Source organism: Pseudarthrobacter woesei (assembly GCF_055412745.1).
In genome coordinates, this window is sequence record NZ_JBVAYU010000001.1 from 205,992 (window position 1) to 218,623 (window position 12,632).

Annotated in this window: 13 protein-coding genes; 8 read left to right on the forward strand and 5 right to left on the reverse strand. The window is 67.8% G+C overall.

The features are described from left to right. Window positions 1-14: 14 nt before the first annotated feature. Together pheA and ACZYZE_RS01000 are read left to right on the forward strand one after the other, a co-directional pair. Window positions 15-995 carry a prephenate dehydratase gene (gene pheA, locus ACZYZE_RS00995; RefSeq protein WP_459319832.1) on the forward strand — a complete coding sequence of 327 codons (981 nt, stop codon included), beginning with the start codon at window positions 15-17 and terminating at the stop codon, window positions 993-995. A 94-nt stretch (window positions 996-1,089) separates the two neighbouring features. Further along, the gene (locus ACZYZE_RS01000; protein WP_459319833.1) at window positions 1,090-1,311 is read left to right on the forward strand and encodes a hypothetical protein; all 222 of its coding nucleotides are present in this window, start codon (window positions 1,090-1,092) and stop codon (window positions 1,309-1,311) included. 12 nt (window positions 1,312-1,323) lie between these two features. Here ACZYZE_RS01000 and ACZYZE_RS01005 read toward each other — a convergent pair whose 3' ends face one another. Then, the gene (locus ACZYZE_RS01005; RefSeq protein ID WP_463905727.1) at window positions 1,324-2,388 is read right to left on the reverse strand and encodes a diacylglycerol/lipid kinase family protein; all 1,065 of its coding nucleotides are present in this window, start codon (window positions 2,386-2,388) and stop codon (window positions 1,324-1,326) included. Between the two features lie 78 nt (window positions 2,389-2,466). On the opposite strand from ACZYZE_RS01005, the gene serS reads away from it, so the two are divergent. The 4 genes from serS (at window position 2,467) to ACZYZE_RS01025 (ending at window position 6,223) form a co-directional block, all read left to right on the forward strand. Continuing rightward, window positions 2,467-3,747, forward strand: coding sequence for a serine--tRNA ligase (gene serS, locus ACZYZE_RS01010; protein ID WP_459319835.1), 1,281 nt, complete (start codon window positions 2,467-2,469; stop codon window positions 3,745-3,747). A 156-nt stretch (window positions 3,748-3,903) separates the two neighbouring features. Further along, on the forward strand, window positions 3,904-4,782 hold the full coding sequence (locus tag ACZYZE_RS01015) for an HAD family hydrolase (protein WP_463905729.1): 879 nt from the start codon (window positions 3,904-3,906) through the stop codon (window positions 4,780-4,782). 58 nt (window positions 4,783-4,840) lie between these two features. Then, the gene (locus ACZYZE_RS01020; RefSeq protein WP_463905730.1) at window positions 4,841-5,782 is read left to right on the forward strand and encodes a helix-turn-helix domain-containing protein; all 942 of its coding nucleotides are present in this window, start codon (window positions 4,841-4,843) and stop codon (window positions 5,780-5,782) included. Between the two features lie 48 nt (window positions 5,783-5,830). Then, window positions 5,831-6,223, forward strand: coding sequence for a DUF1761 domain-containing protein (locus ACZYZE_RS01025; RefSeq protein WP_459319838.1), 393 nt, complete (start codon window positions 5,831-5,833; stop codon window positions 6,221-6,223). Between the two features lie 34 nt (window positions 6,224-6,257). On the opposite strand, the gene ACZYZE_RS01030 is transcribed toward ACZYZE_RS01025, so the two are convergent. The 4 genes from ACZYZE_RS01030 to ACZYZE_RS01045 all read right to left on the reverse strand — a co-directional run bounded on the left by ACZYZE_RS01030 (window position 6,258) and on the right by ACZYZE_RS01045 (window position 9,659). Continuing rightward, window positions 6,258-6,857 (reverse strand): MarR family transcriptional regulator, encoded by a 600-nt coding sequence (locus ACZYZE_RS01030; protein ID WP_459319839.1) that lies wholly within the window; start codon window positions 6,855-6,857, stop codon window positions 6,258-6,260. A gap of 80 nt (window positions 6,858-6,937) precedes the next feature. Next, window positions 6,938-7,693 (reverse strand): DUF429 domain-containing protein, encoded by a 756-nt coding sequence (locus tag ACZYZE_RS01035; protein WP_463905731.1) that lies wholly within the window; start codon window positions 7,691-7,693, stop codon window positions 6,938-6,940. Window positions 7,694-7,705: 12 nt separating this feature from the next. Then, window positions 7,706-9,031 (reverse strand): carboxylesterase family protein, encoded by a 1,326-nt coding sequence (locus tag ACZYZE_RS01040; protein WP_463905733.1) that lies wholly within the window; start codon window positions 9,029-9,031, stop codon window positions 7,706-7,708. Between the two features lie 139 nt (window positions 9,032-9,170). Next, on the reverse strand, window positions 9,171-9,659 hold the full coding sequence (locus tag ACZYZE_RS01045; protein WP_282378589.1) for an inorganic diphosphatase: 489 nt from the start codon (window positions 9,657-9,659) through the stop codon (window positions 9,171-9,173). Between the two features lie 156 nt (window positions 9,660-9,815). On the opposite strand from ACZYZE_RS01045, the gene dacB reads away from it, so the two are divergent. Both dacB and ACZYZE_RS01055 read left to right on the forward strand, forming a co-directional pair. Continuing rightward, window positions 9,816-11,336, forward strand: coding sequence for a D-alanyl-D-alanine carboxypeptidase/D-alanyl-D-alanine endopeptidase (dacB, locus tag ACZYZE_RS01050; protein WP_463905734.1), 1,521 nt, complete (start codon window positions 9,816-9,818; stop codon window positions 11,334-11,336). Window positions 11,337-11,446: 110 nt separating this feature from the next. After that, window positions 11,447-12,565, forward strand: coding sequence for a zinc-dependent metalloprotease (locus tag ACZYZE_RS01055; RefSeq protein ID WP_459319843.1), 1,119 nt, complete (start codon window positions 11,447-11,449; stop codon window positions 12,563-12,565). Window positions 12,566-12,632: the final 67 nt, after the last annotated feature.

Sequence of the window (12,632 nt, forward strand, 5' to 3'; positions counted from 1 at the left end):
AGAAGGTAGCGCCGATGCCCGCATCACCCGTCACGTACACGTTCCTCGGACCCTCCGGTACCTTCACCGAGGCCGCCCTGATGCAGGTTCCGGGCGCAGCGGATGCCATCCGCATCCCGGCGTCGAACGTGAACACGGCGTTGGATAAGGTCCGGGACGGCTCCGCGGATGCGGCCATGGTGCCCATTGAGAACTCCGTGGAAGGCGGCGTCACGGCAACCCTTGACGCCATCGCCACCGGGCAAGAACTGCGTATCCTCCGTGAAGCCCTCGTCCCGATCAGCTTCGTCCTGGTGGCCAGGCCGGGGGTGCGGATGGGGGACATCCGCCGGGTCTCCACCCACGGCCATGCCTGGGCCCAGTGCAGGCTCTGGATGGATGAGAATATTCCTAATGCGGAATACATCCCTGGATCCTCCACGGCCGCGGCCGCCATGGGGCTCCTCGAAGACGGTGCCCACTACGACGCGGCGATCTGCGCCCCGATCGTGGCCACCGAGCAGCCCGGACTCGCGGTGCTGGCGGAGAACATCGGGGACAATCCGGGCGCCGTCACGCGCTTCGTGCTTGTGGGCCGCCCCGGCGAACTCTCCGAACCGACCGGCGCGGACAAGACAACCGTCGTGGTGCCGCTCCCGGAAGACCGGCCCGGCGCGCTGATGGAAATCCTGGACCAATTCGCCACCCGCGGAGTGAACCTGAGCCGGATCGAGTCCCGGCCCACCGGCCAGTACCTGGGCCACTATTTCTTCAGCATCGACGCCGACGGCCACATTGCCGACGCGCGCGTGGCGGACGCCCTCGCCGGACTGCACCGGATCAGCCCTGCCACGCGGTTCCTGGGTTCCTACAGCCGCGCCGACGGCCACCGGACCGAAGTGGCCCCGCACACGTCGGACCAGGCATTCCGGGCGGCACATGCATGGGTCAAAAACATACTCTCAGGAGCATCTGTGGTGCCGGAATATGCGCCGGAGGCTTCGCCCAGAGCGTAGACAAATGCCACGTCAGGCACTTCCACCCCTCTGAAACTGTGCGTATGCTTGCCTGATTCATATGGGGGAAGTCCCCTACCGGAGGGAGCAGGTCATGTCAGGTACCAGCCTTGAAAATGACGGCCAGGGAATGATCGTAAATCCCAAGCCGACCGCTGACAACCAGGACTGGGACGGCGACGACGCGGACCGCGCGGACCGCTTGCGCTTCGAGGAGGAGCAGGCCATGATCCGCGAGCAGTCCGAAGCCCGCGCCGCCAGGGCAGCCGCGGAAGCGAAAAAGTCCGGTGAAGCGGCGAAGGAAGCCGCCAAGTAGGGACGCCGGCCCCTAGCCTCCTGTGGTGCCGTCCTTGACGCGCACCAGCAGCGAGCCGGGGGCAACCTGCACGGTGACTTTGGTTGCCGCACCGGACGGATCGCCGTCGACCTGGGTGGGCATTGGCTCCGCACAGCGGATGGTGATCTTGCCGGAGCGGTAATACGTCATCACCGGCAGGGTTCTCTTGTGCTTGAGCACAATCTTCCAGTACATGGCCAGCCAGCCGATCGCGCTGCGGGGGCTCATCACCACCACGTCCAGCATCCCGTCGTCGATCATGGCCTGGGGGATGAAGTCGATGCCGCCGGGGATCAGCCCGCAGTTCGCGAAGAGCACGCTCCGGATCTTCCTGGACTGCTCGGGCTGGTCGTCGAGGGCGATCGAGACTTTCTTGCGGCGCCCCGGCAGGTGCCGGACGCCGGCCTCTGTATAGGCCAGCCAGCCAACGGCCTTCTTGAGCCCGTCGCTGGTATCGCCGATCACCTCGGCGTCCATGCCGATTCCGGCTATCACCAGGAAGGTGTGGTCAGCGGACCGGCCTGTCCGGGAGTTCTCCACCCGCATGCGCGCCGTGTCAATAAAGCGTTGGTGCCCGAAGAGGGCCGTCCGCACGCAGCCCTGCAGGTCGTACAGATCGAGGTGTATGTTGCGGGCCAGCAGGTTGCCGGTGCCAAGTGGAATCAGGCCCATTGCGATGTCCGTGCCGGCGAGGATCTCGGCCACCACGCGCACCGTACCGTCACCCCCGCCCACCAGGACGACGTCGGCCCCGTACTCCACGGCGGCACGCGCCTGGGCGAAGCCGGGATCCTCGGCGGTGGTGTCGAAGAAACGGGGCGGTTCCCAGCCGGCCGAGGCGCAGGCGCTCGCGATCAGCTCACGGGCTTCGGCGGATTTGGCCTTAATCGGGTTCATGACCACGGCGACCCTCTGCTGACCGAGGTCCGGACTATGGGTTTCTTCCCAGACGGCGCTGCGCGTGTGTTTGGCCTTCAGCCTGCGCACTCCCCACCAGCTGGAGGCGGCAAACGCCAGGACTCCAGCGATGACGAGGTACAGCAGCCAGTCGCGCATTGTGCTCCAACACTATCCCGCCGGTGCCCTGCGGCCTGATTGCCCGGGAACGGGTACCGGATTGGATACTCTTGTCAGGTGATCGACGTAAAAGACCTCAGCGAAAATCCGGACAAGTTCCGGGCCAGCCAGCGCGCCCGCGGCGCCGACGACTCCGTGGTGGACTCGATCATCGCCGCAGACTCCGCCCGGCGTGCGGCCCTGATCCGCTTCGAGAACCTGAGGGCCGAGCAGAACGTCTTCGGCAAGAAGGTCGCTCAGGCCAAGGGCGCGGAGAAGCAGGCCCTGCTGGCTGAGGTCAAGATCCTCGCCGGCCAGGTCAAGGCCGCCTCGGCCGAGGCCGACGTCGCGCAGGCATCCCACGAGGAACTGCTGCGCGGCATCCCCAACCTCATCGAGGACGGCGTCCCGGAAGGCGGCGAAGACGACTACATCGTGGTCAAAACCGTCGGCACCCCGCGCGAATTCCCCGACTTCAAGCCCAAGGACCACCTCGAAATCGGTGAACTGATCGGCGCGATCGACATGGAACGCGGCGCCAAGGTTTCCGGGTCACGGTTCTACTTCCTCCGCGGCGTTGGTGCCCGGCTGGAAATGGCGCTGCTGCAGATGGCGATGGAGCAGGCGATCGACGCCGGCTTCGTCCCGATGATCACCCCGACGCTTGTGCGCCCGGAAACCATGCAGGGCACCGGTTTCGACGTCAAGCACGACGCCGAGATCTATCGTCTTGCCGAAGACGACCTTTACCTCGTGGGCACCTCGGAAGTGGCACTGGCCGGCTACCACGCGGATGAGATCCTGGACCTCACCGCCGGCCCGATCCGCTACGCCGGGCAGAGCTCCTGCTACCGCCGCGAGGCCGGTTCGCACGGCAAGGACACCCGCGGCATTATCCGGGTCCACCAGTTCAACAAGGTGGAGATGTTCATCTACACCACGGTCGAGGAGGCTGCCGCGGAGCACGCCCGCCTGCTGGCCTGGGAAGAGGAAATGCTGGCCAAGTGCGAGCTGCCCTACCGCGTGATTGACACCGCCGCGGGCGACCTCGGCAACTCCGCGGCCCGCAAGTTCGACTGCGAGGCGTGGGTCCCCACCCAGGGCGCCTACCGCGAGCTGACCTCCACCTCCAACTGCACTACGTTCCAGGCCCGCCGGCTCAACATCCGCGAACGCGTGCTGAACGAGGATGGGGCCCCGAAGGGCACCCGCGCCGTCGCCACGCTCAACGGCACGCTGGCCACCACCCGCTGGATCGTGGCCATCCTGGAACACCATCAGAACGCGGACGGCTCCGTCAATGTCCCCCAAGCCCTGCAGAAGTACCTCGGCGGGATGACCGTTTTCCCGCTCGTCTGACCCCCAGTCCGGGACACGCAACACTTCCCGCGTCGAGGGGCCATTCGCGCAGCGCCAGGAAAATTCGGTGTCGACGCCGGGATGTTCACTCCGTGTTAACGGTGTGCTGTGGCGTGGATCCTAGCGGCTGTCAGGGGTGTCTGCTCTACTTGTTAGATGACAACATTGACTGAAACCTCAGTCGCCGGCAACGATGACCGGCGAAATACCAACCAGAACGGCGCCGGCCGGAAGACCGCTGGCGAAAAGATGATGGTGGCCCTCGACGTCGATGGAACCCTCGTCGACCATGACGGCCACATGTCGGTTCCCGTCCGCGAAGCCGCCCAGGACGTCGTGGCCGCCGGCCACCATGTCATGATCGCGACGGGCCGCTCACTGAACGCGACGCTGCCCATCATCGAGCACATCGGCATCGACAACGGCTATGCTGTGTGCTCCAACGGCGGCGTGACCCTGCGCCTCGATTCGAGCCTGTCCGACGGCTACGAGATCCTGCATAAGGCAACCTTCGATCCGGGTCCGGCCCTCCGTGCCCTGCGGAAGCGGCTGCCATCGGCCAAGTATGCCCTGGAGGACGAGCACGGCAACTTCCTCTCCACGGAGCGCTTCCAGGATGCCAGCTTCGGCGTCGAGGCAATCGGCGTCGACTTCCAGACCATGCTGGACGCCACCGCCGTGCGCGTGGTGGTGTTCAGTTCCGAGAACACTCCCGAGGAGTTTGACGCCGCCATCCGCCACATCGGCCTGGCCGGCGTGACCTACTCGGTGGGCTGGACCGCGTGGCTCGATATTGCGGGCGCCGGCGTCAACAAGGCCAGCGCCCTGGAACACCTGCGCGGCCGGCTCAGCATCGAGGCCCACCGCACCATCGCCGTCGGTGACGGACGCAACGACATCGAGATGCTCACCTGGGCCGCGCGCGGCGTGGCGATGGGACAGGCGCCCCAGGAAGTCATCGCCGCCGCCAACGAGGTCACGCATTCTGTCTTCGAGGACGGCGCCGCCCACGTGCTGCGCAGCATTCTGCTCTAGCCGGCCCGCGCCCGGCCGCGGCATGCCGTTCGGACACGTGCCGCCCTAGACTGGGGCTGTGCTCTACGAGGAGTGTCCCGCACCGCCGGCCCTGCAGCCCTATGTGGCTGCGTTCTGGCTGGTCCGGGGCAGGCCGGCGGCACGCTACGAGAAGATCCTGCCCGGCCCCTTCGCGCACCTCGTACTCAATCTCTCGGAGCCCTACCGGTTGATCGGGCCCGGCCAGCTGGATCCCGATTCCGGCGGCGCAGGCGGCACAACGGACCCCGGTGCCGCGGAAGTGGCCGACGGTTTCTACTCCGGGCTGCAGCGGAGCTTCCTGATCAGCGAGAACCCGGAGCAGATCTTCAACATCGGCGCAGTGCTGGCGCCATTCGGGCTGGCCGCGTTCACCGCGGAGCCGCCGTCGGCGCTGCAGGGCACGGTGGTCAGTGCGGAACGAATCTTCCCCGGCTTCAGCTCCCTGCGCGCCGAGCTGGCGGACCCGACGCCGGACCAGGCCTTTGCTGCGCTGGGCACCTTCCTGGCCGCACGGCTCCGCCCCGGGTTCAGCGCCGATCAACGGTCCGTCAGGGCGGCGGCTGCCCTGGCCGCGGAGGACTGGCGGGTGGCGGCCCTGGCAGCCCGGCTAGGCGTCAGCGAATCGACACTGGAGCGGATCATGCTCCGGGACTGCGGCGTCGGCCCCAAAACATACTCGGACGTCTGCCGCTTCCACCGCTTCGCCACCGCGGCCGCGGCGCTCCCGAAAGGCGCCGCTGCCGGACGCGAACTACTGGCCCTGGCCGACTACTACGACCAGCCCCACCTGATCCGGGCGTTCCGGCGCTTTGCCGGGTACACGCCGTCGGAATACCTGAAGGTGGTGCATGACTACGGCCCCGAACACGCCACGTTTGTGCCGCTTGAAGACGTGCCGGGCATGGCGCCGGGGGCGCGGGAGGGCAGTGTCCCCGGCGGTGCGGGATTTATACAAGACCGCGGGATCGCCGGCCGCTAGCGTGAAGGGATCGCCCCGACCCGGAGGCGACACACGCGGGAGGGCGAAATGAACATCAACATCAGCTGGCTGGCGGTTCTGCTGGCTGCGCTGGCAGGTTTCCTGGTGGGCGGGCTCTGGTACTCCGTCCTTTTCGCTAAAGTGTGGCAGCGCGAAGCCGGGGTCAGCGATGACCAACTTAAACGCGGCTCGGTCAGGGTCTTTGCCGGCTCGTTCCTGCTGTCCGCGGTGGCGAGCGTCGTGCTGGCCGCGTTCATCGGTGCCGCCGGCGTCGGGTTCGGGGCTCTGGCCGGGCTGGCCGTCGGGGCCGGCTGGGTGGCCGCTGCGGTTGGCATCAATTACCTCTTTGAACGGCGGAGCCTGGCGCTGTTTGCCATCAACGCCGGCTACAACGTGGTGACGTTCACGGCGATGGGCGCCATCATCGGCGCACTACAGTAGGCGGGGGCCGCGCGGCCGCAGCTGCCAGGAGTGGTCAGCGGACCTCGAGGATGAGGCCCAGCAGCCGGGCCGCGGCGGGACGTGCGGCGTGTTCCTCGTTCCACTGCGCGCGGGCGACGGCCTTGCTGACGGCCTGGGTGGTTATGCCGAGTTCCTCCGCGACGGCCTTCTGCTGCCCGCGCACGCCGGGGGTCAGCAGGTCCAGGACCCGCCATTCGGCGGGGCTGCGATCGTGGACAATGTGGCCAAGCAGCCGCAGCACCGCCTCCGATTCCGCGGCAAGGTCCGCGAGCGGGCCTTCCACCGCCACCGGGACGCGGTCCTTGCCGTTGCGCAGCCGGTCAACGGCCCGGCGCGCGTAGATCAGCCCGTGGCCGGAGGCATCCTTGATCTGGTTCGGCAGGGGTTCGTTCACCGGGCCCACGCCGATTCCGACGTACCAGCTGCCGGTGCGCAACGCGATCATCGCCGCCTCGACGGCCTGGCTCGGGCTGTCCACAATGCCCTGGACCTCGTCCTCCACGGAGCGGTCGAAATCGAGGCGCGCCGGGATGTGCCGCAGGTCCTTGAGGAGCTGCGGCACGCAGTCGCCGTCGCGCCTGCTGTCGGTTTGATTGATGGTCAGAGTGAACATTCTGGGACAACACTACCCGGTGGTAAGGGCGAGGCAAGTGCCGGGAACGCCGGGTAATCTTCCCGGGAACTCCCCTGCGGCTACGTGGCCGTGAGGTCGGCGAGCGGGCCGGACGGCAGGTGGATCCAGCCCTCTGTCAGGGCCCGTGCGGCCTGTCCGTCCGGGGGGCGCAGCGTTTGCCCGAGGCTGACGGCGCGGGCCGTGAGGGAAGCGATGACGGCGTCAAACATGTCATCGGACGCAGCGAGGTGGTCGCGGTAACCGGCCAGGTCCAGCCACGGTGCAGCCTCAGTCAGGGCATCGAGGATCCGGGACAGCTTCTCCACTTCAGGAGCACCCCGGCCCTTGTAGCCGCGGGCAGGGATCCCCCACACTTTCAGCGACGCCGCGGGGTAAACCTCGGCCAGATGACCGGATCCATCCCGGGCCTGCGGCCCCACGTCCCGGGCGATTTTGGCCTGGATGACGGCGCATCTCATGGCTGGGTGGGCCAGACGGTCGGCAGAGACGCTGAGCGGAATCAGCCCGGTCCTGCCGGTGACAAACCGGTCCGTGTCCCGGTAGGCCAACAGGCGCCGGCCCTCGATCCCGTCGTGGTCCAGCACCGGATGCGGTTCGAAGGCCGTGTGCCCTGCAACAAAAGGGAGGAAAGCGTCCGGCCAACCCACCGGGCAGTCGATCCCCGTCATCGCGTTGGTGCTAAAAAGCCGGACAATCTCCTCGTCGGCCACGTCGAGGGCCAGATGTTCAAGGCGGGCCCCGCCGTCGGTCCATTCGATGACGGCCGTTGCGGTTTTCTTGGTGGCCGCGGCGAGGTCCACGCCCAGGGTTCTCACGGGAGGCCCGGCTCAGACCGAACGGTACCGGAGTGCGCCGGGTATCTCGCCCCGGCTGGCCAGGCCCTCCCCGGAGGCAAACCGCGCCCACACGGCGCGGAGAGCCCGGCCCTGAGCATTGATTTCCTCCCAGGTGGCGCCCGCAAGCAGCCCTGCACCCTCCCAGGTCCGTTCGTCTCCGAACAGCAGTGGCAGATCAACCGTGTGCGCGGCCCCGTAGAAGTTTCCCGGCGCACCCCAGCAAATCACGTAACGGTGCGCCTTGCCTCCCGCCAGGGCGTGCCTCCGGGCAAACTTCCTGGCTGACCTGCCATACACGGCTTCAGTTACGGCCCAGTTGATGGCCTTTACGACGGCGGAGCCGAGGACCGGGACCGTGGCCAGGCGGCTGACGGTGCGGTTGCGCGGCAGGAACAGGCGGGCTTCCCCGGTCGTGTGCCCGATCAGGACCTCGATGTCCGGGGCAGCCGCAATCCAGGCCGCGTCGATCCCGGTTTCTGCAGGCAGGGGCGAGTGCCCGTATTGCGTGCCGAACGGCATGGCCGCGATCAGCCCGAATTTCCGGGCCACCTGCGAAACGCGCTCTTCTACGGCCACAACCTCCATGGCCGGAGTGTCCTCTGTGACGGCCTGGGCCGCGATGCCCATGGCGGTGCTCATCTTCTTGCGGCCCCGGGTAATGCCCAGTGGTGCACTTTGAATGATGGCGCGCTGGAAGAGTGCCGGAGCCCCGGCCGTCGCCATGAGGTGGGCTACGGCGTCGCCGCCTGCGGACTGGCCGAAAGCGGTGACTCGTCCCGGATCGCCGCCGAATGCGCCGATGTTGCGCTGCACCCAGCGGAACGCCTCGAGCTGGTCCAGGAGGCCGAGGTTGGCCGGCCGGCCCGTGCCGGTTGCGAGGTATCCGAACAGGCCCAGCCGGTACGTTACGGACACCACGATGACGCGGTTTTCGGCGACGAGCGCCTTGGGATCGAAGATCGCCAGGTCACCGGAGCCGGTCGTGTAGGACCCGCCGTGCACCCAGACCATAACCGGCACCCGCTCGCCATCATCGAGGTCCGCCGGCAGGGTGATCGAGAGACGCTGGCAGTCTTCGCTGCCAGGCAGTTCGCCGTAACGGGTGCCCAGGATATCGTCCAGGAACGGCACCGGCGCCTGCGGGCAGGCCGGGGAGAGGGAGGTTGCCGCACGAACCTCGGTCCAGTCGGATGCCCCCACGGGAGGCTGAAAACGTGCCGCGGTGGCGTACGGAATACCCGTGGCGCGCACCACGTCGCCGTCCTGCCATCCGGTGATCGGACCGCAGGGAGGGGTAAAGGCAGGCTTGGCGTTCATGAGCAAACGATTTCATACATTCCTGACACACGACTGACAACCGCCGTCGTTGCTTAAACAGCAACGCGGGGTCACTTACGGCCCATATCCGTCGGCCGGATGGGCCGTAAGTGACCCCGCGTTGGGGGTTAAAGGAACGTTAGTGCGTGTGCGGGACGTAGCGCTTGATGGAGGCCTCGAGCTCGGCTTCGGCGGCGGCGCGGTCGCCCCAGCCTTCGGCCTTGACCCATTTGCCCGGCTCCAGGTCCTTGTAACGGGTGAAGAAGTGTTCGATCTCCTTGATCAGGAATTCGCTGACGTCGCTGATCTCGTTGATGTGGTCGAAGCGGGCGTCGACCGGAACGCACAGCACCTTGGCATCGCCGCCGCCGTCGTCCGTCATGTTGAACACGCCGATCGGGCGGGACTCAACGATCACGCCGGGGTGCAGGTCGAAGTCCTGCAGCAGCACCAGGGCGTCCAGCGGATCGCCGTCCTCACCCAGGGTGTTCTCGAAGAAACCGTAGTGGGTGGGGTACTGCATGGAGGTGAACAGGACACGGTCCAGGCGGACGCGGCCGGTCTCGTGGTCGACTTCGTACTTAACGCGTGATCCCTTGGGGATCTCGATGGTCACGTCATGCTTCATGGACTGCTCCTTGAGAATTCAGGGGTGCGCGGTTTCAGGGGTGCGCGGCACACACAAAAGGCTGCCGGTGCCGCCGACTACTATTGAGGATATAGCGGGAGGCCCTGGTTTCAGGAACTTGTGGGGACATTTCAGGACTAAAGGACCAACAGCAGCATGAAACGCAGAACGAGCCGCGCGCGCACGGACCCGGCGTCCGGGCCGCCCCGGCAGGTCCTTTCGCTGCTGCTGCAGACCCTCCTGGTAGTGGCCCTCGCCGTCCCGGCCGGCGTCGCCATCGCCCCGGCTTTCCTCGGTCCGGACCGCTCGGCGGAAGCCGCGAGGTCCGCCCCGCCCTGGCAGCGGGCCCCAGGCGCGCTGACCAGCCACAACGGCACCAACGCCGCGGGCATCCGGCCACTCAGTGATGCAGCCCCCGTCCCCGAGCCCGCTTCCCTGGCGGCCCAGCTCAACGAGACCCTGAAGACCGACGGCGCCGGGACGTTCAGCGGGGTGGTGCAGGACGCCGCCACCGGGAAGATCCTCTTTGACCGCTCCGGCGACGAGGCCCGGGTCCCGGCCTCCAATATGAAGCTCCTGGCGGCCACATCGGCATTGCGCACCCTGGGGCCGGACCGGCGCTTCAGCACCCGCGTCGTGGCCGGCGCCGCGCCCGGCACCGTTGTCCTCACCGGCGGGGGAGATGTGCTCCTGGCCGCCGGCGAATCGGCCCCCGGCGAGATCCTGGGCCATGCCGGGCTGGCGACCCTCGCGCAGTCGACAGTCCGCGCATTGCAGAACGACGGCGTCACCGGCACAGTGACGGTGCAGCTGGACGACTCCCTCTTTACCGGACCATCACTCAACCCCGCCTGGAGCCCGGAGGATGTCGCCGCCGGCGAGACGGCCCCGCTGTTCCCGCTGGCGTTGAACTCGGCGCGGTACGATCCGGCGAAGACCACCGGCCCCCGCCCCCAGGATGCCGCCCTGGCCGCCGCCGAGGCGTTCGCGGCCAGGCTTTCCGCCGCCGCAGCAGCGACCGGACTCACCGTGGCGTCCGGCGTTGCGCGGATCCCCGCCCGGACGGACGAGGCTGGTCGACCGGATGCGTCGGCAGGCCCCGCCGCCGCCAGGGTCCTCGCCGAGGTCCAGTCCGCCACGGTCGGCCAGCAGGTGGACCTGATGCTACGGACCTCGGACAACTACCTCACCGAGGTGGTGGGCCGGATGGCCGCCCTCGCCAGCGGCAAGCAGGCCAGCAACGACGGCGCCGTCGCCGCCGTGCTTCAGCAGCTCGAGGAGCTGGGCATTCCCGCGGAAACGCTCCGCGCCGCCGACGTGTCGGGCCTGGCCCCGGCCAATAGGGTCTCCGCCCGACAGCTCTCCGAAGTCGTCCGAGCCGTCACCTCCGGCACGGACACCCGGCTGCGGACTGCCCTGGCCGGCTTCCCGGTCGCCGGACTCACCGGAACGCTGGGGGACCGCTACACCGATGTGTCCACGGCCCGCGGTGCCGGGCTGGTCCGGGCCAAAACAGGAACCCTCAACACCGTGATCGCGCTCAGCGGCTATGTCGTCGACGCCGACGGCCGGCTACTCGTGTTCTCCTTCATCGGCAACGGCCTGACGCCGGGCACCGCCAACAAGACAGCGCTGGACCGCACCGCATCCGTCCTCGCCGGCTGCGGCTGCCGCTGACCGGCCGACTGCGGCCCGGACGACGGCGGCCCTGTTGCCCGGCGCCAACGCCGTTCGCCGCCCGGCGAATTTAAGGCGCAACCTTGGGCCCCTGTGATCTGATGGAGCTTATGGAGTCCTCTGCAGCCGAGACATCTGCCCAAGCCCAGCCCATCATCAACTGGGAGCTTGCCGCTTCCACGGCCGCCCGGCTGACGCCTGCCGGGCCCGTCCTCAAGCCCGCCGAGATCGGCGCGGCGGTCGAAAACCTGCGGCTCATGGCGGATATCTCAGTGCCCCATGTCCACGACATCACCGGCCTCGAGGCCGCCCGGGACCTCCGGGATTCCTCGGTGCTCGTGGTGGACCGGGCCTCCTGGGCCAGGGCCAACACGCAAAGCTTTGCTGTCATGCTCAAACCCGCGATGGAAAAAATGCTGGAGGGCCGCAACGGCACGGTAAGTCCCGGTGCGGCCAGCGTCAGCGGTGCCATCACCGGCAGCCAGCTCGGGGCCATCCTCGCATTCCTCTCCAGCAAGGTCCTCGGCCAGTACGACCCCTTCTCCGCCCTCGCCGAGAACTCCACGGCGCCCGCCGCCGGACGGCTGCTGCTGGTGGCGCCGAACATCATCTCCGTCGAGCGGGAAATCAACGTCGAACCCGAGGACTTCCGGCTCTGGGTCTGCCTTCACGAACAGACCCACCGCGTGCAGTTCGCCGCGGCCCCCTGGCTCCGGCATCACATGCTGGACGAGATCGAGAACCTCAGCGGCCAGCTGCTGGGCAATGTCGATTCGCTGATGGAACGGGCCTCGGCCGCCGCGAAGTCGCTCAAGGACCGGAGCGCCGGCGGCACCGGCCCCAGCCGCGGCGCCATCCTGGACCTGCTGCAAAACCCGGAGGAGAAAGCGGCGCTCTCGCGCCTGACCGCGTTGATGAGCCTGCTCGAAGGCCATGCCAACGTGGTCATGGACGCTGTCGACGCCAGCATCGTCCCCTCCGTGAAGACGATCCGGCAGCGCTTCAACTCCCGCGGCAAGGACCGCGGTGTGATCGAGAAGTTCGTCCGTAGCCTCCTGGGCCTCGACGCCAAGATGCGCCAGTACAGCGACGGCGCCAAATTCGTCCGCGAAGTGGTTGACGTGGCCGGCATGGAAGGGTTCAACAAGGTCTGGGAGTCCGCGGACAACCTGCCCAGCGAGCCGGAAATCCACGACTCCAGGCTCTGGCTCGAACGGATGGGGCACTAGTTCCCGTGACTTCCAGTCCCGTTTCCAGCGGACGACGCCGGCCCGGCCGGCTGGCGCCCGTCGTCGG